The organism is Hymenobacter puniceus, assembly GCF_014333525.1.
GTDB lineage: Bacteria > Bacteroidota > Bacteroidia > Cytophagales > Hymenobacteraceae > Hymenobacter.
In genome coordinates this window covers 764,441-787,474 of the sequence record NZ_JACSCX010000001.1, presented here as the reverse complement: position 1 = coordinate 787,474, position 23,034 = coordinate 764,441, and the positions used below count along the sequence as shown (strand labels likewise).

Sequence of the window (23,034 nt, the reverse complement as noted above, 5' to 3'; positions counted from 1 at the left end):
AAAAGCGGCTCCCAATGCATTGGGAGCCGCTTTTATTTAAGTGGTGCTGCTGGCAGTGCAGGTGGCGCAGTAGGCTGCTCACTGGCATTAGCATTCTTCTGATTAGCACTCCGTACGGCTTCTACCAGTTTACCAGGCCCTCGATAAAACAAAAAGCCAGCACCCCGAAAAATTAGCGCTGGAACCTTCGTAAACAGTAGACGACCGGTCCCACGCACCAGGTTTTTACTGCCTCGCCAGGTAGCAGTACCGGCAGCTGCCGTTGCGCGCCCAACTTGCTCTGGCTTGAATAAGGCCCCCATATAAAACTGCAGCGTGCTGTTGCGAATACGTGTTCGGATGACGTCACCGGAGAAATCAACATCACGGTAAAGCGGTGTAAGGTCGGCAGTATAGCGCCAGCCCATCTGTAGCCCGGATGGATCCTGATAGCCAAACCCTACAGCAAAACCATAGGTGTAAGTAATGAAAGGAAGTTTGCCGACCCTATACAGTGTGGGGTCATTGGGCTTCACGGCCAGTAAATGGCTGATAGTAGGTCCGGCTTCCAGAAAAATATCATCCAGCGTGTATTGTAGCAGCACCGGAACATCAAGATATGCCAGCCGATGGCTGATGCTAGGGGCATACTTCTCAGACTTGTCGCCCTTCAGCGAGTAATGCGCTTCTGCCTGTATGCCTATATTCTCGCTGAACTTAATTTGAGCCATGCTACCAGCATGCCAGCCCAATCTGAGGCGGCTCTGGCTTACATCAGCCCCAACACCATTAGACAAGCTGGCGCCGGCTTTTATACCAACTTTCACTGTTTGGGCAACGCCTGCAAGTTGCGTAGCTCCTGTACTTACAACTATCAGCAGTAGCTTTTTTATCATAGCAAAGAAATAAGCGGTAGTACATTCGGCAAGCATCCCACAATACCAGCCAGGCTGAGTCCGCAACAAATGAGCCAAGAGCAGCTGGTGAGACGGTACAAAACAAAAAGCCTTCTGCCAGATGAGGCAGAAGGCTTTTTGAGGAGCAATATTAGTAGGTTGGTTTACTTGCCTGGCAGCAGGAAGCCCACAGAAGCTTGAATCACTGAGTTGCGGGCGTTGCGCAGGTCGCCGTTGTAGTAGGAGTCGTTTTTGGCGAAATCGGTGAGTGAGCCGTTGTAGCGCAGCCCCAGCATAAAGCCCTGCTCAGACTGGTAGCCAAGGCCGGCGGCATAGCCTAGCTCGTTGCGGTTCACGTTGTCGAGGCTCTGCTCAGCGTCGGTGCGTCCCACCAGCACGTTGCCTAATGAGCGGGTGCCTTCGTCCTTCACCTTCATCAGGTAGCTGTACTGCGGGCCGGCCTCGAAGTACACACTGCCTGCCTTCACTTTTAGCAGCACCGGCACGTCAATGTAGTTGTACGTAACCTTGCCATCGTAGGTGTAGAGCCCGAAAGCCCGGCTGCCATTGTACTCGTAGCCTTTTTGCGAAAACAGCACTTCCGGCTGCAGCGACAGGAATCCATCGTCGAGCAAGCCAATATTGAGCATGGCGCCGGCATGGAAACCTACTTTACTGTCGAACCGGTCTTCATCGGTCAGGTCGCCAGCGAGGTTGGAGAGGTTAGCGCCGCCTTTCAGGCCAAAACGTACGCCTTGCGCGTGGGCCGAAGCGCCGCCCAGCAGCAATAGGGCAAACAGAGCAACAGAAGTCTTTTTCATGAGAAATGAAGGTTGAACAAACAACGATACGGCCTATACGCGGCCAACCGGGTAGCTGGATCGGGCAGTAGCAAAAAAACGGCCACTTCTTCAGAGCGAAGAAACGGCCGTTTTCAGTAGGTATTGTGTCAGCTGCTTATTTGGTTGGAATCAGGTAGCCGACCTGCAGCGTATAGGCGTTGTTGAAGGCCTTAAGCTCGTTGTCGGTATCCTTGCTGTCAATCAAGGAGTTGAAGCCGCGCGCATAGCGCAAGCCCAGGCTGATGCCGCCGTCGGTCATGTAGCCTACGCCGGCTACACCGCTGATGTCAAACTGCGCCAGGTCAGACTTGTAGGCTTCGTCGCGGCTCACGCCGGTGTAGTCCAAGAAGCCACCGTTATCTTCCACTTTATCCTTGGTGCCGTTGTTGTACTTGGTGGTCGTCTGCGCTTTGGTTTTCGAGCCAAACAGGTAGCTCACCTGTGGGCCCAACTCGAAAAACAAGCCACCAGCGTTGATTTTAGCCAGCAACGGCACATCGAGGTAGTGCAGCACGCGCTGCTGCTCCTGCTCTACCGACGATACGCCGGCTGCCAGACCCGACTTCTGGGTCGAGGAAATTTCGTAGCCCTTGCGGTTGTACAGCAATTCCGGCGAGAACGAGAAGAACCCGTCGCTGCTGAGCGGAATCGTGGCGCTGATACCACCGTTATAACCCAGCTTATAGTCGCCGAGGTCGGTGCTATAGTTGTTGCCGGTAATCAGGTTGACATTGTCGCCGGAGATGTTGGAATACGTAGCGCCGGCTTTGATGCCGATACGAAATCCGCCGGCATCCTGGGCGTGAGCAACAGCGGCTGCTGACACCAAGGCCAGCGTGAGGGCAAGAGACTTTTTCATGAGAAGGGGGTGAGGGAGGGGTGGAGGTGGCAAACACACAACGGCAACACAAGCCAGCGCCAAAGGCCACCAGACGGGCCGTTTCAGGGCCTCTTAGCGAAAGAAGTGACCTAAATGTTGCGTTGGGACTGAAAATTAATGTTGAAAGAAAGTGCGTAGCGCAACAGCTGCGGTGCCTATTTTCGTGCTTGCTTTGTTGCTGTATGCCTTTTTCTATCCGATTGAGTATGAAGCTGACAGGGGCGCTACTGGCTGTTCTGGCCGGGCCGCTGCAAGCGCAGGTAGCACCGCCCGGCCCCCTGATAATCGGGGCCTATGCGCAGGGTAGTTTCATTCTGGCCCACACGCCGGCCATCAACCACCTGGCCGTGTCGCACCCTACTGGCCTGGAGCTGAATCTGCAGCGCCAGCTCAATGGCTCGGAGCCCTGGCACGCGTGGTACCGCTACCCCAAAATCGGGATGGCGCTGGTTTACTACGACTACCACAACCCTGTATTGGGGCGTTCCTACGCATCCACCATCTACCTCAACAAGCGTGTTCTGTATTCGCCCCGCCGCGAGTTGAATTTCCGCTTGGGTACGGGCCTTGCCTACTTCACCAACCCGTTCGACCTCGAAACCAACCATAAAAACACCATCGTCAGCTCGCGCCTGAATGCCGTGCTGCAGATGCGCCTGGAATATGATATGGCTGTAGCCGAGCACCTGGGTTTGCTGGTGGGGCTGGGGCTCAATCATTATTCCAACGGCGCTACCACCAAGCCTAACTTCGGTATCAACCTGCCCACCGTATTTCTGGGGCTCAACTACCACCAGCAGCGGCCCTTCGTGCCGCTGGCGCCGCCCACCGACGACACCCCTACCGACCTGGGCCAGAACTTCCTGAACCTGAGTTCCAGCCTGGGTTTCAAGCAGCGCAGCGCCATCAACCGGCAAAAGTACCTCGTGCACTCCGTATCGGTGCTGGGTGGGCGCCGCATTGGGCGCAAAAGCAACCTGCTGGTAGGCCTGGAAGGCTTCTACGACCGTAGTCTGCTAGCCGAGCTGCGCGACACCGCCCGCACCACCGACCACCTGCCCGACGTGAAAAAGGCTGGCGCTATCATCGGCCACGAGCTGTTATTTGGCCGTCTGGCCGTCGTCACGCATCTGGGTTTCTACCTCTACAATCCCTACAAATCCAACAAGTTCTACTACGAGCGAATCGGCCTGAAATACCACGTCACCGACCGTCTTTTCGGCGCCGTCGACCTCAAAGTGCACCGCGGCTCCGCCGACGTAATTGAGTGGAAACTGGGCGTGAAGCTGTGATTCGTTGGTGTGCTGATTCGTTGGTGTGCTGCGTAAAGCGGTTCTGTCATCCTGAGCTTGCCGAAGCATCTCTACTGCTTCGTTGCGTTATCGTTGCAAATGTCAGCAAGCCAGATTTCTCGCGCTGCCCGGAATAAATTTTCTGCGAAGCGGTAGAGATGCTTCGACAAGCTCAGCATGACGTCCAATCCATCACTCCACACACACACCACTCAGCTACTTCACCAGTGCCTGATTGATGCGCTTGATCAGGCCGGGCCCTTCGTACACGAAGCCGGTGTAGAGCTGCACGAGCGAGGCGCCGGCAGCCAGCTTCTCCTTGGCATCCTCGGACGAGTGAATGCCGCCCACCCCAATGATGGGCAGCGCGCCGTTGCTGTGCTGATGCAGGTAGCGCACCACTTCGGTGGCCCGCTGGCGTAGCGGGCGGCCGCTCAGGCCTCCGGCACCCAGGCCCTGAACTTGGCTGGCGTTGGTCTGCAGGCCGTCGCGGCTGATGGTGGTGTTGGTGGCCACGAGGCCACTGAGCTGGGTTTCGCGGGCAATAAGTAGGATGTCGTCGAGCTGCGCATCGGTGAGGTCGGGCGCAATTTTGAGCAGCAGCGGGCGGGGCGAAGGCAGCGTAGCGTTGCGCTCCTGCACCTGCTGCAGCAGCCGAATCAGCGGCTCCCGCTCCTGCAGCTGCCGCAGCCCCGGCGTATTCGGCGACGACACGTTCACCACAAAGTAGTCCACTACGCTGTGCAGGGCCTCCACGCAGGCCACGTAGTCATGGGCGGCTTGCTCGTTGGGCGTGTCTTTGTTCTTGCCGATGTTGCCACCCACAATCAGGCCGGCCGGCCGTGGGCCGCGCAGGTGCTCGGCGGCGGCGGCGGCGCCGTGGTTGTTGAAGCCCATGCGGTTGAGCAGCGCCCCGTCCTGCGGCAGCCGGAACAGGCGCGGCGTGGGGTTGCCGGGCTGCGGCCGGGGCGTCACCGTCCCGATTTCCACGAAGCCAAAGCCCAGCGCCCCTAGCTCCGGCAGCAGCTCGGCGTTTTTGTCGAGGCCGGCGGCCAGTCCCACCGGATTGCGAAACCGCAGCCCGAACACCTCCCGCTCCAGATCCGGGTGCTGAAAGTCGTAGAGCCCGCGCAATGCCGCCGCCCCGCCCGGCACGCGGTGGGCGCGGCGCAGGTTGTTGAACACCAGATGATGTGCCTTTTCCGCGTCGAGTTGAAAGAGCAGGGGCTTGAGTAGAGCTTTGTACATGGCTGACCAGTCGTTTCCGGAAGGCAAAGCTCCTACTTATTCCGTTAGTGGGCGCACCCAACTGCAGTAGCTAACAGAAAATTTATTTTGATAGATATATGCCTGAAAGCTAGCTGAATTGGTTGGGCAACGGTGGCTGCCAGACAGCAAAGGCTGGAAAAAGCTTGCAGGAAGTGAAATCACCTAGTACTTTTGCCATCCCTTCAGCAGGAAGTTAACGCCACTGCCACGGGAACCGATTCTGTAGCTCAGCTGGTAGAGCAATACACTTTTAATGTATGGGTCCTGGGTTCGAATCCCAGCGGGATCACCAAAACCCCTCACTGCGAAGCGCAGTGAGGGGTTTTTTTATTGGTGTCTACCAGAACTAAAGTCCCTGCAAGCTTCGGTTGGGCAGCCATCACCAAGCATCCCGGTATCTGACTCCGCGTCAACTACAAAACCCGTGATTCAGCCGGCCCAGCCCTCCCGGTCGAGGCTGCGGTACTGGATGGCCTCGGCCAGGTGCGGCAGCTGGATTTCGTCGGTCTCGGCCAGGTCAGCAATGGTGCGGGCTACTTTCAGAATCCGGTCGTAGGCGCGGGCCGAGAGGCCGAGGCGCTCCATGGCGGTTTTGAGCAGCGTGCGGCCCGCGTCGTTGATGGCGCAGATGTCCTTCACCATCTGGGGCGGCATCATGGCGTTGGAATGTATGTCGGGAAACTCCTGGAAGCGGCGGGCCTGCACCTGCCGGGCCGCATCTACGCGGCGCTGGATATCCTGGCTGCTCTCGGCTTTGCGCGTTTCCGTCATCTGGTCGAACGTAACGGGCGTAACTTCCACGTGCAAATCAATCCGGTCGAGGAGCGGGCCGCTGACTTTGTTGAGGTAGCGCTGCACCACGCCGGGGCCGCACACGCACTCCTTTTCGGGGTGGTTGTAGTAGCCGCAGGGGCAGGGGTTCATGCTCGCAATCAGCATGAAGTTGGCCGGAAAGTCGATGCTGATTTTGGCCCGCGAGATGGTCACGCGGCGCTCTTCCAGCGGCTGGCGCATCACTTCCAGCACCGTGCGCTTGAACTCCGGCAGCTCATCCAGAAACAGCACGCCATTGTGAGCCAGCGAGATTTCACCGGGCTGTGGATTGCCGCCGCCACCCACCAGCGCCACGTCGGAAATGGTATGGTGTGGGGCTCGGAACGGCCGCGTGCCCAGCAGCGAGGCGTTGGCGCCCAACTTGCCGGCCACCGAATGAATCTTGGTGGTTTCGAGGGCTTCCTGAATGGCCAGCGGCGGCAGAATAGTGGGCAGGCGCTTGGCCAGCATGGTTTTGCCCGCGCCGGGCGGCCCGATCATAATAACGTTGTGGCCGCCGGCCGCCGCAATTTCCAGGGCCCGCTTGATATTTTCCTGGCCCTGCACATCAGCAAAGTCGGCGGCGTATTGGTTGGCATCGAGCTGGAAGGCGTCGCGCGTGTCCATCACCACCGGCTCAATGGCTAGGCGGCCCTCAAAGAAGTCGATGGCCTCCTGCATGGTGTCCACCGGAATGATGTCGAGGTTGTTGACGATGGCCGCCTCCCGGGCATTCTCGCGGGGCAGAATGAAGCCCTTGAAACCTTCCTTGCGGGCCTGAATGGCAATGGGCAGTACTCCGCGGATTGGCCGCAGTGCCCCATCCAGTGCCATTTCACCCATGATGATGTACTCGCCCAGGCGTTCGGTGTTGAGCTGCTGTGAGGCGTGCAGGATACCCAGCGCAATGGGCAAATCGTAGGCCGAGCCTTCCTTGCGGATGTCGGCGGGGGCCATGTTCACCACCACCTTGGTGCGCGGCATCCGCAGCCCCCGAAACTTGAGGGCTGCCTCAATCCGCTGCTGGCTTTCCTTAATGGCATTATCGGGCAGCCCTACCACGTAAAAATTGGTGCCCTGCGATACAACTACTTCAATGGTAATGGTATAAGCATTTACTCCCTGCACGGCCGAGCCGAAGGTTTTGGTAAGCATAGGATCAGCAGACAAACGATAAAGTGGAGTAGCAATATAGCCGAAATACCACTGTCCGGCACGCACAAATTCGCCCGTAGTTTCTCTGGTTGTAGCGGGTTAGGCCAAACCGAAAAGAAGCTACGGGCGAAAAAGAAATGGCTGATTTAGGGCCGCTGGCACGACAGGCAAACGGCAGTTACTTACGCCTCTACTAGCTGCTCGATGAGCATAATCATGATGTGAATAGCCTTAATGTGGATTTCCTGCACCCGGTCGGCGTAGCCGTGGTGCGGGGCCCGAATTTCCACGTCGCAGAGGGTGGCCAGCTGGCCGCCGTCCTTGCCGGTGAGGCCTACTACCCGCATGCCGGCAGCTTTGGCGGCTTCGGCGGCGCGCAGCACGTTCGGGGAGTTGCCGCTGGTGCTGATGGCCAGCAGCACGTCGCCGGGGCGGCCCAGGGCCTCCACGTAGCGGCTAAAGATGTGGTCGTAGCCGAAGTCGTTGGCCACGCAGCTCATGTGCGAGGCCTCAGTGAGGGCAATGGCGCCCAGTGCGGGGCGGTTTTGGCGGTAGCGGCCAGTAAGCTCCTCGGCGAAGTGCTGGGCGTCGCAGAGGCTGCCGCCGTTGCCGCAGCTCAGGATTTTGCCTTTCTGTTGCAGGCTTTCAGCCATGAGGCGAGCCGCCTGCTCGACGGCTGTAAGGTTGGCGGGGTCAGCCAGAAAACGGTCCAGCACGGTGCGGGCTTCGGTCAGCTCCGCCCGGATGAGGTCGGGGAGGGAAACGGGGGTCTTCACGGTGCGAAGATAGGCCGGCTACGCCAGCGGCGCTTCGTCGCGGGTGGTGGGGCGGTGCGCGTCGGGCGGTACGGGAGCCGGCACCACGTAGCCTTCGGGATGCACGGTGGTACCCGTACGCGGGGCATTGGTTCCAGTGCCCCGCTGCTCTAGCTGCTGGTCGTAGAGGCGGGCCTTCAGCTCATTGATCTTGCCTTCGTGAGCGGCCACGTTGCGGCGCAGCAGGGTGCTGTCTAGGTTTTCAGTAATAAGCTGCAAGAGAAGCAGCACCGCCCCAATCACGAAGAGGGCGTAGTAGAAGCCGGCGGCATTGCCACTGCCTGCCGTAACCGCCATCAGGCCGTCGCGCGAGCCGGGGCTTAGAACAAGCAACAAAGCCAGCAGGACATAGACCATCACCAGAATGGTGACCAAACGTTTCAAAACAAGCATGAGTTGGCGTAGCTAGTTGTGGGGAGTAAGCAATGGGGCCGTGTACGCGAAAACGCAGTAGGCGGGTTAAATATAGTGGTTCGCTCATTCTGCGCTACGCCCGGTGCCCCGCGGCTCCGGCGCAGCAGGCGCTGTAGCAGGTTGGGCGCGTGTAAGCCGTGCCTGTATCTGCCGCAGCTTCTGGCGCTCAATTGGAAAGAGACTGTCGGTGGGCTGGCGGCGCAGGGAGTCCAGCAGTTGGGTGGCGGCCAACGTGTCGGCGGCGGTCAGCAGCGAGTCGGCGCGGAGCAGGGCTGTGTCGTAGGCCATGCTGGCGGCTATTTTGCGCTGCAGGGCCGCTTCCGTGGCTTGGCGGACCGGTTGCTGCTGCATCTGCCGGAATTTGTGCCACAGCCACGTGCCGCCCTGGGCCAGCAGCAGCAGCACAATCAGGGTTGCTACCCAGCGGCGCGTGGTGTCAGAGGAAGTGCTCATGCGGCTAAGTGCGGATCAGCGCGCCACTGTGGCGGAATCGGCCAGCACGGCGGAATCGGCCACAACTACAGGGGCAGTGCTGACCGCCTGGCTGGCCCTGATGCGTTTTTCCATGGCTGTGCTGCGCTCCGTGAGCTGCTCCACGCGGGTAGCCGGATCAGGCGCCTGTTCTTTGTACCAGTACTTGTAGGCAAAACGCAGCCCAATCATCACCAAAGCCAGTGTCCAGAACCATTGCGACTTAAACCACGGAACTTTAGGAGTAGACATATTTTTAGGGCTTATAGGATTGGGGCTTAGGCAGCGCAATATGCTGGATTCGGCGTCACCAACCGTAAGTAATAAAATTCGCTTGTCCTGATCCTAGAAGCCTAACTCCCCATGCCTCACCCGCTACGCCAGCGCGGCGTTGGTGGCCTGCATCTGGCTGAGGCGCTGGTAAAGGCCGCCGGGCTGGCGTAGCAGCTCGTCGTGGGTGCCGCGCTCGGCAATGCGGCCTTGGTGCAGCACAATGATTTCGTCGGCGTGCTGCACGGTGCTCAGGCGGTGGGCAATAACCAGCGAAGTGCGGCTCTGCATCAGGCGCGTCAGGGCTTCCTGCACCAGCTTTTCGCTCTCCGTGTCGAGGGCTGAGGTGGCTTCGTCGAGAATGAGGATGGGCGGATTGCGCAAAATGGCGCGTGCAATGCTCAGCCGCTGCCGCTGCCCGCCCGACAACCGCCCGCCCCGGTCCCCAATCAGGGTGTGGTAGCCCTCGGGCGTGGCCATGATGAAGTCGTGGGCGTTGGCAATGCGGGCCGCTTCCATTACCTCGGCCTCGGTGGCCTGGGTGTTGAAGCGGATGTTGTTGAGGATGGAATCGTTGAACAGGATGCTTTCCTGCGTCACGATGCCCATCTGCTCGCGCACCGAGTGAATGGTACAGTCGCGCACGTCGTGGCCGTCAATAAGGATCTGGCCGCCGGTGGGGTCGTAGAAGCGGGGCAGTAGGTCGGCGAGGGTGCTTTTGCCCGAGCCGCTGGGGCCCACCAGCGCCACGGTTTTGCCTTTTTCAATCACCAAGTTGATGTCCTGCAGCACCGGCACGTCGGCGTAGCGGAACTGCAGGTTGCGCAGCTCAATCTGCTGCCGGAATTCGGGGAGCACCTGCGCGTCGGGCTTGTCGCGGATGGCGGGCTGGGTATCGATAATGCCCAGCACCCGCTCTCCAGCCACCAACCCGCGCTGGATATTGCCAAACGACGAGGACAGAGACTTAGCCGGCGTCAGCACCTGCGAGAACATGATGATGTAGGTGATAAATGCGGCAGCCTTCAGATCGGAAGTGCCCCCCAGAATGAGGGTGCCGCCGAAATACAGCAGGCCCGCCACCACCAGCACGCCGGCAAATTCCGAGAAGGGCGAAGCCAGGTCGCGGGTATTATCGATACGGCGCGAAGTGCGGGCGTACAGGTCGTTCTGGTCTTCAAACTTGCCTTTCACGTACTCCTGCGCATTGAAGGCTTTGATGACGCGCATCCCACCCAGCGTTTCATCTATCACCGACAGCATAGAGCCCAGCGTACCCTGGCTGATCTTGGCCTGGTTGCGCAGCCGCTTGGCCAGTGCCGCAATAATGCCGCCCGACAGCGGCAGCAGCACCAGCGAAAACACCGTCAGCTTTGTTGACATATAGAACAGCACCACGAAGTAGCTCACAATGTAGAGTGGGTCGCGGATGACGCCCTGCAGGGTGTTGACCACCGACGTTTCCACTTCCTGCACGTCGTTGGTGAAGCGCGACATCATGTCGCCTTTGCGGCCGGTGGCAAAATAGCCCAGCTGGAGCCCAATGACGCGGTGGTACAGGTCGCGGCGCAGGTTGCGTACCACACGGGCTCGTACGCGTGCCGCTACCCGCAAACTGAGGTAGCGAAATACGTTGCTGAAAAACACCGACGTTATCAGCACCAGACACACAAATAGCAGGGCGCCAAGCTTGCCATGGTCGGCAATTACCTGGACAAAGACGTAATTGAAAGCGCCTGTCAGGTAGTCGAGCGAGAGAGCAAAGGCGGGTAGCTGCGCTGGAACCGCTGCCGAACTGGTCTGCTCAAACAGCACATTCAGCATCGGAATCATCAGCGCCAGATTGCCGATGCCGAAAAAGATGCCCAGCACCGTGTAAAGCAGGTAAAGTGGCAGAAAGTCGGCGTACGGCCGGGCGTATTGCAGAATGCGGAGGTAAGTCTTCATCGGTAGCCGCAAAGGTAGCGCATCGTCGGGTCCGCTGCGGCGGGCACTCCGGTGCCGCCTACTCGGCTTTGAAAACAGCTATTACCTCAATCTGGCCCATAATCTGGCGGTTGAACTCCGGCAGCTCGTCGGCTGGTACCCACAGCTCGTTGTGCTCACGCAGCCCCACGTTCTGCACCGGAAAGGTGGCAGCATACTCGGCATCCACGGCAAAGCGCACCACGTAGCCTACGCCATAGTAGGGCACGTTCCAGTCGCGGGCAATGCGGGTGGCGTACTCTTCATGCAGCACCGGATAGAAAATAGGCTGCTCTAGTAGCCGCGGCGGAAACTCCCGCCACCCCGACGCCGCAATCAAATCCAGCTCCTGCTGATTGACAGGCCGGTACAGCAGCAGGGCTTCGGGCTCGTGGTGCATGGGTTTGATGTGCTGATTGTTAGTGTGTTGATTGCTGATTGTTGGGCATAATAATCAACAAACCAACAATCAGCAATCAACAACTACCAATCAACGATTAAAACTCGTGCAGGCGCTGAGCGATGTTCCAGCGCAAACCCAGCGAGGCCAGAGCGGTGGTGCCGGCAGTGGCGTAGGGCACTGCCTGATTGAGGGTGCGGTTGCGCACTATTAGTTTGCCGTCCAGCCAGAGGTTGTGGACGGCCTGCCAAGTGCCCGTGAGGTCACCGTGGAACAGGTACGAGGTGGCGCCGTCGCCGACGCGGAAACCAAACTCCCGGACCTGGCCGTTGGCGTCCAGCGGGCGGTTGGTGTAGGGCAGGTTGGGGTTGGAGCCGTAGTTTTCGCCCAGCGGGTCGAGGCCCTGCTTCACGTAGAAGCCCTTGGCTACTACGTTCAGGCGCGGCAGCGGCTGGTAGCTCACAATCCCAATTAGCTCCCAGAGGTTGGCTCCCGTGGGGTGCGCCAGCGGCTGCTGGTAATGCTGATAGTTGCGGTATTTGTCTTCGTGCTGGTAGAGGTAGGGGCGGATGTAGTTGAACTCGCCCTGTACATCCAGCGTGCGGATGCCGGCCACGTTCACGTATTTGGCGCCTAGCTGAATGCCCTGCTTGTTGGCCCACCAGCCATTGCCGCTCCGGATCTGGCTCAGCACAAACTCATCGAGCACCACCTGGCCATAGAGCTGCACCTGCTGCTTCACGTTCCACTTGAAATCCAGACCCAGCAGAGCGTTGTCCTCGGAGCCCACGCCTTGTTCTACGGCGCGGTAGAAGATGATGGGGTTGAGGTACTGCAACTCGAAGCCCCGGCGGCGCTGCCGGATTTGAGGTACTGCAACGGTGTCACCAATAGGGGTTACCATATCCGTTACCTGCTCGTAGCCACTGTACACCACGCTTTCAAATACGCCGATGTTCAGGTTGGGTAGTACATCAAGGCTGAGGTGGTGCATGGCCAGGTACTTGCGCTCGTAGGAAGCATCCACGTTGGGCGCGTCGGATACCATTTGCGCAAACAGGTTCTGGTAGTTGAACTTCCAGATGCGCGTGTTCAGCTTCAGAAAGAAATACGGCGCCGAGTAATCCGATAGAATCAGGCTGCGGTAGCCGTTGCCAATCTGGTTCCGGTCGTGGCCCAGCTGAATGTTGACGTGGCGGCCGGCCGCATACGTGAGGTAGCCCCGCGCCGACAGGTAGTCGTACTGGCCGGGCGTGGTCTTGAACGGCTTCCAGAATCCTTCGTGTGGCACGGCCAAGTCCCGCTCCACGCGCTGCTGCACGTATTCGGGCACGGCCATCTGGTTGTCGGCCAGGAAGGTGTAGAAGCCCAGGCGCTTATCAATAGTGCCTTCCAGCTGAATGCCGCGGGTGTTTTGGAACGTGTAGCTCTTGGAGCCATCCGAATTGCCGAGGCTCAGGCCCGCTACCGGATTTACGCGCAGCGTGAAATCGGGCGTGGCCACGCTGTAAAGATCGGAGTGGCGCTCGTAGAGATACTTCAGCCGCGGTTGAGCGCGCCGGTTTACGGCGTTGGCACGCGAGGTGTAGTTCCAGTTGTCGCGCAGCAAATACTCGGCATTAAACCGGTCCTGGGCCGACAAATTCGCGCTGTCGGCCAGCATCCGCTCGGCCAAGCGCGCCACGGCCGCCCGCGGGTAGGGCCGCACGGAAGTGTGCAGCTGGTAGATGCTGTCGGTGCCATAAAGAATGGCGTACCGGTCAATCATGCGGTACACGTCGGCATCGAGTGGCACGGTAGTGGAGCCCTGCGTATAATTAGGCGATATGGCCAGGTTGTCGGGGTCTTCCAGCGGCGGTAGCGGGCCATCAAATTTATACGACATACTTTGGCCGAAAGCCACTTGCTGCAGCAAGGCACTCAGCGCCAGGAAAAGGATAGGTTTTTTCATAGTAGGGTAGGCCACATACGCAAATCCGGCAGCCAGGTCACAAACCTACGCAGTTGCCGCAACACTCGGACGCCCAGCCTGCCACGGCTGCCCCAGAAACCAGCACTACCGGCTGCCAGCTTTGTTGGCCGACGGTGATAGGCAAGCCAAACGTGCCGCCCAACGCCGCCAGCCGTTACCTTTGGGCTGTGCCTCTGCTGCTGCTTCGTTTCACTGAACTCAACCTGCCTGCCTGGGATGCCTGCGTAGCCCAAGCTGAGCAGCAAGTGCCTTATGCGCAAAGCTGGTGGCTGACTGCCACTGCCGGTCGCTGGGATGCAGTAGTGGAGACCGGGCCGCAGAGCAACTATGTGAGCGTGCTGCCGCTGCCCACGCACCGTCGGCCCTGGGGCCGCGAGATTTATCAGCCTGCCTTCACGCAGCAATTGGGGCTGCTGACAACCGCTGGCAGCCGCCACCGTGAGCTGCTCGACTATCTGCCGCTGCTGCGCGGCAGCTACGCCCGCCTCTACACGCAGCTGCACACCGGGCAGGAACTGGCTTCTGCCCCGCCTGGCTTTCAGCTTACGGAGCGCCGCACCTACCACCTGCCGCTGGCCCCCGACTACGCCACGCTGCTGGCCGGCTACACTGCCGACTACCGCCGTCGGCTGCGGCTCAACACTCAACTTCCCGCGCCACTTGCCGTTACGCACATGCCAGCTGTAGCAGAGCTGCTGCAGCTTTTCCGGCAGCACAGCGGCGAGGCGGCTGGGCTGAAATCCAGCCATTATCAGCAGCTACAGCAGTTGTGCGCCGCTTTGCTGCAGCACGGCCAAGCGTTGCCGCTGCAGGTGCGCCACCCTCAAACCAATGAGCTGCTGGCGGCGGCGCTGTTTGTGCGCTACCGTATGCAGCTGATTTATTTGTTTGCGGCGGCCTCACCAGCCGGTAAGAAAGCAGGGGCACCGCTGCTGCTGCTCGATTACGTGATACGGCAGCACGCCGGTACGCCCGGGCTGGTACTCGATTTTGAGGGCGGCATGATACCATCAATTGCCCGTTTTTTCGCCAATTTCGGGGCCACGCCCGTTCCCTACGCGGCCCTTTCCTTCACCTCCCAACGCCCCTGGTACCTGCAATGGATGCGCTGACCTCTTCTCCGGCTGACTCTGCCGCCGACAACCTTCGTGTACATGTAGTGTGCGCCGAGCCTTCTGTGGCCAATCATTTCCTGGCTGAGCTGCGCGACGTGGACGTGCAGCGCGACTCGCTGCGGTTCCGCCGCAACCTGCAGCGCCTCGGCGAAATCATAGCTTACCGCATCAGCTCCCAGCTCAGCTACGTGGAGAAAAGCGTGAAAACGCCGCTGGCCGAAGCCAGAAGCCTGCAGCTGCACGATTTTCCGGTACTGGCCACCGTGCTGCGTGCCGGCCTGCCGTTTCACCAGGGCTTCCTTAACTACTTCGACCAGTCGCCAAGCGCCTTTGTGGCCGCCTACCGCATCGAGGGCACCTCGCAGGTGCAGGTGCAGGTCGATTACTTGTCGGCGCCCAGCCTCGATGAGCGGGTACTGATTCTGGTGGACCCCATGCTGGCCTCGGGCAAGAGCTTGGTGCAAACGTACCGGGCTATGCTGCGCTTCGGTACGCCGCGCCAGGTGCACATTGCCGCCGTCATTGCTTCGCCCGAAGGCGTGGCCCACGTCACGCGCGAAATTCCCGAAGCCACGCTCTGGGTGGCCGCCATCGACGAAAAGCTGAACGAGCACGCCTACATAGTACCTGGCCTTGGCGATGCCGGCGACCTGTCATACGGCAGCAAGCTGTAGCCCAAAGCGCCAGCCTGCAGCCACTTGCGAAGCCAGCAGCTACGAGCTAGGGCAAGCAGTCCGGTTTTGCATCCGCGCTTCACACGTGCGCCAGAGCGGATGCTTTGCGTTGCAGCGGAACCGAATTCCGCCAGCCTTCCTTGAATAGCTGGGCGGCGCCGGCGCCGGGTTCTGTGTAATTTCAGGCTTCTATTTCCGGTTTCATCTTCTGCTACTGTTTTTCGTGCTGCCTCAACTGCTCAAATACGCTTCGGTTTTTCTGCTGGGCATGGTCAAGTTTGTGGCGGCTCCGGTGGCCGGCGTAGCCGGCGGCGTGCCGGTGCCGCTCATCTGGGTGCTGTCGGTGGCGGGCATGATGACGACAGTGGTGCTGATTTCCAGTGTGGGCAAGATGTGGGCGCTGCACCAGCGGCGGCGGCGCGAGGAAAAAGGCAAGCCCTTGTTCAGCCGTAAAAGCCGCCGCATTGTGGGCATTTTCCGGCGCTTCGGCATGGCCGGCATTGCGTTCCTGACGCCCATTCTTTTCAGCCCTATCGGCGGCACCGTCATTGCCACGCAGCTGCATGTGCCGCGCCTGCGCATTGTGCTGCATATGCTCTGGAGCGCCGTGCTCTGGGGCGCCGCCTTCACGCTGCTGGCCGTCAAATTCAGCCACTTGCCCATCTTCGACCATTATCGGTAGGCTGTCATTGCGAGCAGAGCGAAGCAATCTGTCCTTTCTGTGCTCAGAGCAGCCCTTAGCGCCAATCCCTCCGGCAATAGTGTATACACTACTGCCGGAGGGATTGGCGCTTACTAAAGGCGTACATATTTTTAGAGGAAGGATTGCTTCGCTCCGCTCGCAATGACAGAGAATTACTTGCGTTTCGTCCGGGCTTTGGCGCGGGCGGCTTTCACGGCTTTCTTGCCGGGGCGCGAGTCGGAGCCTTTGGTGGAGTTGGCCTTGCTGCCTTTAGTGCTGCGGTTGGGGCCAGCCACAAACGGGCGGCCCGTGCGCTTGTCAATCGTCACGCCGGGCTTGATCCACTCTTTGCGCTCGTGGAAGGCACCCTTGAACTCGGGGTCTTCACGCTTGCGGCGCTCGTCCTTTTCGCGGTCCATGTCCTGCTGCTCCTCAAACATAGTAGGCGCAACCACCACTTCAGGCGGTAGCGGCACCAGCGGAATTTCCTGCCGGATCAGCTCAGCAATCTTCTGCATATGATGCATCTCAGCCTCATTGGCGAAGGTGATGGCCGCGCCGGTGTGCTGCGCCCGGCCCGTGCGCCCGATGCGGTGCACATAGTCGTCGTAAATCAGCGGCACGTCGAAGTTGATAACGTGGCTCACCAGCGGCACATCAATGCCGCGGGCCGCCACGTCGGTAGCTACCAGAAACCGTACTTCGCCCGCCTTGAAGGCCTCCATGGCGTTGATGCGCATGTTCTGGCCTTTGTTGCCGTGGATGGCGCGCACCTCGCCGTGGGCTTTGCGTGCCAGGAAGCTGGCCACGTTGTCGGCGTGCTCTTTGGTGCGCGTGAAAATCATGACGCGGTGGAACGTGTCCCAATCCAGAAACAAGTACTCCAGCAGGTTGATTTTGGTGAGCAGGTTGGGCACTTCGTAAAGTTCCTGCGTCACGGTCTGGGCCGAGGTAGCAGCGGGCGTCACTTCCACGCGCACCGGAAATTCCAGAAACTCTTCGCTCAGCACCGATACCTTCTCAGGCATGGTGGCCGAGAACAGTACGTTCTGGCGCTTGGTGGGAATAACTTCCAGAATGCGCCGGATTTGGGGCATAAAGCCCATGTCCATCATCTTGTCGGCCTCATCGAGCACCAGCGTTTTCAACTCCTTCAGCACCAGGTCGCCGCGCAGGTACAGCTCCAGCAGGCGGCCCGGCGTGGCAATCAGGATATCGACGCCGGCGGCAATGGTTTCAATCTGGGTTTTCGGGCCCAGGCCGCCGTAGATGGCGAAAATGCGCAGGTCGGTGTAGACGGCCAGCTTCTTGAGGTGGCTTTCCAACTGCATGGCCAGCTCGCGGGTGGGCGCCAGCACCAAAGCCCGCGGGTTGGTGCCCTGGGCGTATTTCACCTTCATCAGTAGCGGCAAGCCAAAGGCGGCGGTTTTGCCGGTGCCGGTCTGGGCAATGCCTAGGATATCGTGGCCGGCAAGCAGCAGCGGAATGGTTTGGGCCTGTACAGGCGTGGGCTCCGTGAAGCCCGCCTCGGCTACGGCCGTGAGTAGCTGCTTGTTGAGCTTGAAATCGGAAAAGGCAGGTACCTGCGGCGTATCAGACATAATCAAAGGGTATTGCAAGCCGCAAAGGTACGGGGAATATAGGCGGGTAGTAGTTCAAGGTGCTGTCATTGCGAGCAGAGCGAAGCAATCTTTCCTCTCAAGGCTCTAAGCGGCCCTAACAGCCAAGCCCTCCGGTGTCAGGTTAGTTGTCTACTGCCGGAGGGCTTTGCTGTAAGGAAAATGTTTGCTAGGAGAGGACGTATTGCTTCGGCGTGCCTCCTCGCAATGACAGTTAATCAGAAAAAAACTGCCATCAAAGTTTGCAAATACCCCGCTGCACACTACTTTTGTTGCTCCAAAACAAACACGGTAGATATAGCTCAGCTGGTTAGAGCGTCGGATTGTGATTCCGAAGGTCGTGGGTTCGAGCCCCATTATTTACCCACCCTGCAAAAGCCTCCGACATTGCGTCGGAGGCTTTTTCTTTGCCCATCCGGGTGCTGGTACCTGCAAAGGGGGTAGCGCCGAATAGCGCCTGGCTCTAATAAATTCTGCGGTAGTGCGGAAGGATTTGGATATTTGCGGCGTTGCAAGGCATAAGCTCCTTGGTTGAATCACTTTTTTCCTCTCTACATATGAGTCTGGTTGTAATCGGTACGGTGGCGTTTGATGCGCTGGAAACGCCTTTTGGCAAAACCGACAAAATCATTGGTGGCGCGGCCACCTACATTTCGCTGTCGGCGAGCTATTCTGTGAAGCCAGTGAAGCTGGTAGCCGTAGTCGGTGACGACTTCCCGCAGTCCGATATCGACCTGCTCCAGCAGCACGGCGCTGACACTACCGGCCTGCAGATCAAGAAGGGCGAAAAGTCGTTCTTCTGGTCGGGCAAGTATGCCAACGACCTGAACTCGCGCGAAACGCTGGTGACAGAACTGAATGTACTGGCCGATTTCGACCCCATCCTGCCCGACTCCTACCAGGATTGCAAATACCTGATGCTGGGCAACCTCACGCCCCAGATTCAGCGCCTCGTGATTCAGCGCCTCGTCAACCGACCCAAGCTCATTGTGATGGACACGATGAACTTCTGGATGGACATTGCGCTGGAAGAGCTAAAAACGACCATCGAAATGGTGGACGTGCTCAGCATCAACGACGAGGAAGCCCGCCAGCTTTCCGGCCAGCATTCGTTGGTGAAGGCTGCCAAGATCATCCTGGAAATGGGCCCCAAATACCTGATCATCAAGAAAGGTGAGCATGGCGCGCTGCTCTTCGATAAGAAGCAGATCTTCTTCGCGCCGGCCCTGCCGCTGGAGGAAGTATTCGACCCAACCGGCGCCGGCGACACCTTCGCGGGCGGCTTCATTGGCCACCTCGCCGCCACCGACGACATCAGCTTCGAGAACATGAAGCGCGCCGTAATCCACGGTTCGGCCATGGCCTCGTTCTGCGTGGAGAAGTTTGGCACCGAGCGTCTGCTGCACCTTACGCAGGAAGAAATCGAAGCCCGCGAGCAGCAGTTTGCTGACTTGGTGGCCGTGGCTCCGGCCGTATCGGTGGCTTCATAGAGCAGAACATCGAATCAGAACGTCATGCTGAGCGGAGCATCTCGTCAGCGTAGTAATTCTATCATACTAGCGAGATTCCTCGCGCTGCTCGAAATGACGTTCTAATAGCTAAAAGCCTCAGCCCACACCGGCTGGGGCTTTTTTGTGCCCGAATTTTACGCAACCCCACGGCCAGCGGCAGGGTAGAAGGAGTATTCATCCACCCGTAACCCCCACGGCCATGAGCATGAGCAAGAAACAAACCGACCTGACCAACGATAAGACGTCCGTCAACCCGGCTGCCAATACCAAAAAGAAAAGCACGCAGGTGCAGAACCCCAACGTGAGCAACGTCTCGACGCACGGCAACACCACCGATGGCAACTCGCAGGGCAACGACAATATTCCACCCATCCGTAACAACCCGCAAGGCAACAAGCCCATGTCGGTGGACGGCGGCGGCAAAGGCCCCGGCCGGCAAGGCGATTAACAATTTAGAATTGAGTAGAAAAGTAAGAGGTGAGACTTTCATTCTGAAACCCAATTGGGCCAGCAGAACGAAAGTCTCACCTCTCACTTTTTATTATGAATATCTAAATTTAAGGCACGACGGTAAGGCGTACCACGCGGGTATCTACATCGCCATTGTCAAAGAAGTCCTGCTCGAATAGTATGGTCTTGTTGTCGAGCCAGCGCGGCTGGGTGCAGCCCCATTCCGTCTGACGCTCCCACAGCAGCCGTAGCGTGCTGCCATCCACCGACCACAGTTGCAGACCGCTAGGCTCGTAGCGCGCCAGCACGTCGGAGTTGCCGCACACGAAATGCCGGCCATCTGGAGATACTGAAGGTGCGCTCCAAACCCGAGTGCGGCGGCCGGTGCGCTGATCTACCAGCATGGAGTAACCGCCTTCGTAAAGATGCACAGCCACCAGCCATTGCTTAATGGACGGTAGCGTGGCCAGATACTCATAGCTGATATTGGTATCGGGGTTGTCAGCAGGGTTGTTGCGAAGCTGAACAGCTTTGGCCTGGCTAGGATAGAGCCACAGCACGTTGCCAGCGCGGCGCACCGTTTTGCCGGCCGTACGCAGGCGGTTTCGCTCTTCGGCTGCAAAGTCAAATACTTCTTCCTCTTCGGCCGAGGCTGGTGGGGTTGGTAGCCGGATGGGCTGTGGCAGCCGCTCGTAGGTGCCGCGTGAGGCCTGATGAATAGGCAGCACCCGACCGGGCACCTGCACCAGCGTATCGAGGTGGCCGAGGCGGTAGATGCGTGGCGGCACCGGGCGCGGCAGCCGCGCCACGGGTGCCACCACCGGCACACCGGGCTGGGCGCGCTCTGCCGGGCCACGGAAAGAACAACTCAATACAAGCACTGCCAGCGGCAAAACCACTATTAGTGCGCGAAGCCGAAACATGGGGATAGTGAAAAAACGCCGCGCCTAAAAATCCTGTTTCAACCAGCTCCGGTAGCTGGCCTGCTGTTCGGCCGTGGCTGCCGGAAGCTTTTCAATGGTAATCTTCTGCCAGAACCGCTCGTCGGTGCGGGCCGCCAGCGGTACCGTCAGCAGGCGGTTTTGGCGAAATACGCTAACCTCGTACGGATGTTCGCTGTCGGCGGAAAGCAGACTTTGCAGGTTCATGTCCACGCGGCGTCCGTTCACGGCCACCAGTTCGTCATCGACGGTGAAAGCCGCCGCCGCCGGCGAGTTCGGCAGGATATCCGTGACTTCGGTACGCTCGTTGCGGGTCACGGTCCGGAAGCCAAATAGGCCCTCGGAAGCCGACATATTCTCGGTGATGCTTAGCGTGCAGCCCACAAAAGCCAGTGCCTTATCCAGCGGCTCTTCCAGCGGGGCCGTGCCGTAGATGAACTTGTCGAAATATGCCGACATGTCGCGCCCGGCCACGTCCGTCACGATGCGCACATAGTCGTCTTCGGTGTAGCCGATGCCGGTTTTGCCGAATTCCTCGTAGAGGCGGCGCATTACGTCGTCGAGGCTGCGCTGGTGCTGGGAGAGGCGACGCAGCGTCAAGTCGAGCAGCAGCGCCACCAGCGCCCCCTTGTGGTACACCGACACTTTGCGGTCCGGAATGCCGGGCTTGTAGCCGTCCAGCCATAGGTCCATGCTGGCGTCGGCTAGGGAGAGATGATAGCGGCCGTAGTCGTCGTAGTGCTTGCGTAGCACCGTGTTTAGCTCTGCGAAATACTGATCGGCGGTGCGCACCTGGGCCCGGGCCAGCAGGTATTCGCCGTAGTACGTCGTGACGCCCTCGGCAATGAAGCAGGTGCGGAAGTAGTTTTCCTTACTGTAGTCGTAGGGTTGCATCTCAGCCGGCCGGATGCTCTTGATGTTCCAGGCATGGAACAGCTCGTGGCAGCTCACGCCCAGCAGCTCCTTGTACAAGCCCTCCGTCATCAGCAGCTCGGCCGGGCCCAGCGTGATAACCGTGGAGTTGAGGTGCTCGACGCCGTGGTAGTGCTTGTAGGGCAGAATCTGGTTGAGGAAGTGGTAGTCCTGGGCCGGAAACGCGCCGAACAATGCCAGCTGCTCTTCACTGAACGCCCGGAAATCGGCCACCAGCCGCTGCCAGTCCACGGGGCACTCGCCCTGAATCCAGATGTAGAAGGGCAGGCCCTGCACCTCGTAGTTGCGGTACTGCAGCGTAGGGCTGGCAATAAAGGGTGAGTCGGCGAGGTGGTCAAAGCTCTGGGCCTGCAGCACGTTGGGCCCTCTTTGCGGAAGTCCGCAGGCTAGCTGCCAGCCCTCGGGCAGGTGCAGCTGCACCTGGCAGGGCTCGTGCTGACGGCCTTCCACGTACATAAAGCCCTGCACCGGATTCATATACAGCTGGCTTTCATCCAGCCAGGAGCCGCCGGCATCCATTTGATGGGCGTAGAAGTTGTAGCTCACCCGCACGGTGCGGCCAGCGGCCTCACGTATTTCCCACCGGTCTTTGGTGAGCTTGCGCGTAGGCAGCAGGTCGTGGCTGGCGGCGTCTGAAACTTCAACTTGTTGAATTTTCTGAGCGAAATTCTGCAGCTCGTAGCGGCCCGGTCGCCACGCTGGCAGCTGCAGCTCCACGGTGGCGGGACCATCAGTGGGAACCTCAAAAGTCATGTGCAGCTGCACATAAAAGGTTAGCGGGTTCTCAAACGAGACAGAGTAGTGAATCATGGGCACGCAAGGCGGAAAGGGCGGAAAACCCTCAACAAAGGTAGCGGTATCCGGCCAGAATAAGCAGATAAATAACGCGCCGCCCTGCACGAAAAACCAACGATTTTCACGGGTCAATCACCTGAATCCGGGGTAGATGCTGGAAGCGGGCGGCGGAAAAAGGCGGCCGAGCCTTTGCCTATTTCAAACTAACGTCTTACCTTTGCCGGCCCTACCTGTAATTGAGTCACCAGACATATCATGAAACGTACTTTTCAGCCCTCGCAGCGTAAGCGCCGCAACAAGCACGGGTTCCGCACCCGTATGGAATCCGCTAACGGCCGCAGCGTGCTGGCCCGCCGTCGTGCCAAAGGCCGCAAGCGCCTGACCGTATCCGACGAAGGCCGCCACAAGCGCTAGGCTGCTGCCAACTGCTGTGGCTGAGCTGCCTGCCCCGCACCCGTTGCCGGTGGAGCGCTCCTATTCGTTTCCGAAAGAAGAACACCTGTGTGGAAAGAAACTCATTGATGAGCTTTTCGCGCAGGGTTCTTCTTTTGGTATATATCCCTTGCGGCTGGTGTGGCGGCCCGCCGAAACCAGAACTGCCGCCGCACCGCTGGTGCTGGTGAGCGTGAGTAAGCGCAACTTCAAGCGCGCTGTCGACCGCAACTACTTCAAGCGCCTTATGCGCGAGGCATACCGGCTCAACAAGCACCGCCTCACGGAAGCAGAAGGTGGCCACGGTGTCGGGCTGCTGGCAATTATCTATACTGGCAAGGAAAAAAAGCCTTTCGCGCTGGTGGAAAAAAAATTAATTTCAGGGCTGGAGCGTTTGCTGATCGACGCAACCTCAACAGACGCGAAAGTGTCTGCTGTATAGGGTTGTT

23 protein-coding genes and 2 tRNA genes are annotated in these 23,034 nt (G+C 59.2%); 10 read left to right on the top strand and 15 right to left on the bottom strand.

Going from position 1 to position 23,034, the window contains the following annotated elements; translation table 11 throughout:
- Positions 1–32: 32 nt before the first annotated feature.
- From H8B14_RS03410 to H8B14_RS03400, 3 genes are all read right to left on the bottom strand, one after another.
- Positions 33–875 (bottom strand): outer membrane beta-barrel protein, encoded by an 843-nt coding sequence (locus H8B14_RS03410; RefSeq protein ID WP_187314179.1) that lies wholly within the window; start codon positions 873–875, stop codon positions 33–35.
- A gap of 164 nt (positions 876–1,039) precedes the next feature.
- Positions 1,040–1,696: a porin family protein gene (locus tag H8B14_RS03405; RefSeq protein WP_187314178.1), complete on the bottom strand. Its 657-nt coding sequence runs from the start codon at positions 1,694–1,696 to the stop codon at positions 1,040–1,042.
- Positions 1,697–1,832: 136 nt separating this feature from the next.
- Positions 1,833–2,576: a porin family protein gene (locus tag H8B14_RS03400; RefSeq protein WP_187314177.1), complete on the bottom strand. Its 744-nt coding sequence runs from the start codon at positions 2,574–2,576 to the stop codon at positions 1,833–1,835.
- A gap of 203 nt (positions 2,577–2,779) precedes the next feature.
- Between H8B14_RS03400 and H8B14_RS03395 the strand changes: the two genes are divergently transcribed.
- Positions 2,780–3,889, top strand: coding sequence for an acyloxyacyl hydrolase (locus tag H8B14_RS03395; protein ID WP_187314176.1), 1,110 nt, complete (start codon positions 2,780–2,782; stop codon positions 3,887–3,889).
- A gap of 216 nt (positions 3,890–4,105) precedes the next feature.
- Here H8B14_RS03395 and H8B14_RS03390 read toward each other — a convergent pair whose 3' ends face one another.
- The gene (locus H8B14_RS03390; protein ID WP_187314175.1) at positions 4,106–5,137 is read right to left on the bottom strand and encodes a quinone-dependent dihydroorotate dehydrogenase; all 1,032 of its coding nucleotides are present in this window, start codon (positions 5,135–5,137) and stop codon (positions 4,106–4,108) included.
- Between the two features lie 237 nt (positions 5,138–5,374).
- Here H8B14_RS03390 and H8B14_RS03385 point away from each other — a divergent pair.
- Positions 5,375–5,450 (top strand) — tRNA-Lys (locus H8B14_RS03385).
- A 137-nt stretch (positions 5,451–5,587) separates the two neighbouring features.
- Here H8B14_RS03385 and H8B14_RS03380 read toward each other — a convergent pair.
- The 8 genes from H8B14_RS03380 to H8B14_RS03345 form a co-directional block, all read right to left on the bottom strand.
- A complete protein-coding gene (locus H8B14_RS03380; protein WP_187314174.1) occupies positions 5,588–7,126 on the bottom strand; it encodes a YifB family Mg chelatase-like AAA ATPase in 1,539 nt (512 codons plus the stop codon).
- A gap of 182 nt (positions 7,127–7,308) precedes the next feature.
- Positions 7,309–7,902 carry a D-sedoheptulose 7-phosphate isomerase gene (lpcA, locus tag H8B14_RS03375; RefSeq protein ID WP_187314173.1) on the bottom strand — a complete coding sequence of 198 codons (594 nt, stop codon included), beginning with the start codon at positions 7,900–7,902 and terminating at the stop codon, positions 7,309–7,311.
- A gap of 18 nt (positions 7,903–7,920) precedes the next feature.
- Positions 7,921–8,325, bottom strand: a complete 405-nt coding sequence (locus tag H8B14_RS03370; RefSeq protein WP_187314172.1) for a hypothetical protein — start codon at positions 8,323–8,325, stop codon at positions 7,921–7,923.
- Between the two features lie 93 nt (positions 8,326–8,418).
- Positions 8,419–8,808: a hypothetical protein gene (locus tag H8B14_RS03365; protein ID WP_187314171.1), complete on the bottom strand. Its 390-nt coding sequence runs from the start codon at positions 8,806–8,808 to the stop codon at positions 8,419–8,421.
- Between the two features lie 15 nt (positions 8,809–8,823).
- Positions 8,824–9,078, bottom strand: coding sequence for a hypothetical protein (locus H8B14_RS03360; protein WP_187314170.1), 255 nt, complete (start codon positions 9,076–9,078; stop codon positions 8,824–8,826).
- 123 nt (positions 9,079–9,201) lie between these two features.
- On the bottom strand, positions 9,202–11,043 hold the full coding sequence (locus H8B14_RS03355; RefSeq protein ID WP_187314169.1) for an ABC transporter ATP-binding protein: 1,842 nt from the start codon (positions 11,041–11,043) through the stop codon (positions 9,202–9,204).
- 58 nt (positions 11,044–11,101) lie between these two features.
- On the bottom strand, positions 11,102–11,461 hold the full coding sequence (locus H8B14_RS03350) for a hypothetical protein (protein ID WP_187314168.1): 360 nt from the start codon (positions 11,459–11,461) through the stop codon (positions 11,102–11,104).
- Between the two features lie 97 nt (positions 11,462–11,558).
- Entirely contained in the window at positions 11,559–13,412 is a 1,854-nt protein-coding gene (locus H8B14_RS03345) for a hypothetical protein (RefSeq protein WP_187314167.1), read from the bottom strand.
- Positions 13,413–13,600: 188 nt separating this feature from the next.
- Here H8B14_RS03345 and H8B14_RS03340 point away from each other — a divergent pair, with 188 nt between their 5' ends.
- The 3 genes from H8B14_RS03340 to H8B14_RS03330 all read left to right on the top strand — a co-directional run bounded on the left by H8B14_RS03340 (position 13,601) and on the right by H8B14_RS03330 (position 15,904).
- Complete coding sequence (locus H8B14_RS03340) at positions 13,601–14,545, top strand: GNAT family N-acetyltransferase (RefSeq protein ID WP_187314166.1); 945 nt, start codon at positions 13,601–13,603, stop codon at positions 14,543–14,545.
- Positions 14,533–15,222, top strand: coding sequence for a uracil phosphoribosyltransferase (gene upp, locus H8B14_RS03335; RefSeq protein WP_187314165.1), 690 nt, complete (start codon positions 14,533–14,535; stop codon positions 15,220–15,222). Before H8B14_RS03340 ends, upp begins: the two co-directional genes overlap by 13 nt.
- 223 nt (positions 15,223–15,445) lie before the next feature.
- Entirely contained in the window at positions 15,446–15,904 is a 459-nt protein-coding gene (locus H8B14_RS03330; protein ID WP_187314164.1) for a hypothetical protein, read from the top strand.
- A 173-nt stretch (positions 15,905–16,077) separates the two neighbouring features.
- On the opposite strand, the gene H8B14_RS03325 is transcribed toward H8B14_RS03330, so the two are convergent.
- Positions 16,078–17,505: a DEAD/DEAH box helicase gene (locus H8B14_RS03325; protein WP_187314163.1), complete on the bottom strand. Its 1,428-nt coding sequence runs from the start codon at positions 17,503–17,505 to the stop codon at positions 16,078–16,080.
- A gap of 309 nt (positions 17,506–17,814) precedes the next feature.
- Here H8B14_RS03325 and H8B14_RS03320 point away from each other — a divergent pair.
- The 3 genes from H8B14_RS03320 (at position 17,815) to H8B14_RS03310 (ending at position 19,482) form a co-directional block, all read left to right on the top strand.
- Positions 17,815–17,888 (top strand) — tRNA-His (locus H8B14_RS03320).
- Between the two features lie 192 nt (positions 17,889–18,080).
- Positions 18,081–19,013, top strand: a complete 933-nt coding sequence (locus H8B14_RS03315) for a PfkB family carbohydrate kinase (protein WP_187314162.1) — start codon at positions 18,081–18,083, stop codon at positions 19,011–19,013.
- A gap of 226 nt (positions 19,014–19,239) precedes the next feature.
- Positions 19,240–19,482 (top strand): hypothetical protein, encoded by a 243-nt coding sequence (locus H8B14_RS03310; protein ID WP_187314161.1) that lies wholly within the window; start codon positions 19,240–19,242, stop codon positions 19,480–19,482.
- A gap of 109 nt (positions 19,483–19,591) precedes the next feature.
- Here H8B14_RS03310 and H8B14_RS03305 read toward each other — a convergent pair whose 3' ends face one another.
- Together H8B14_RS03305 and H8B14_RS03300 are read right to left on the bottom strand one after the other, a co-directional pair.
- Complete coding sequence (locus H8B14_RS03305; RefSeq protein WP_187314160.1) at positions 19,592–20,407, bottom strand: TolB-like translocation protein; 816 nt, start codon at positions 20,405–20,407, stop codon at positions 19,592–19,594.
- Between the two features lie 24 nt (positions 20,408–20,431).
- Positions 20,432–22,168, bottom strand: coding sequence for a M61 family metallopeptidase (locus H8B14_RS03300; RefSeq protein WP_187314159.1), 1,737 nt, complete (start codon positions 22,166–22,168; stop codon positions 20,432–20,434).
- 240 nt (positions 22,169–22,408) lie between these two features.
- Between H8B14_RS03300 and rpmH the strand changes: the two genes are divergently transcribed.
- Both rpmH and H8B14_RS03290 read left to right on the top strand, forming a co-directional pair.
- A complete protein-coding gene (gene rpmH, locus H8B14_RS03295) occupies positions 22,409–22,567 on the top strand; it encodes a 50S ribosomal protein L34 (protein ID WP_044015888.1) in 159 nt (52 codons plus the stop codon).
- A gap of 16 nt (positions 22,568–22,583) precedes the next feature.
- Complete coding sequence (locus H8B14_RS03290; protein ID WP_315984799.1) at positions 22,584–23,027, top strand: ribonuclease P protein component; 444 nt, start codon at positions 22,584–22,586, stop codon at positions 23,025–23,027.
- Positions 23,028–23,034 lie beyond the last annotated feature (7 nt).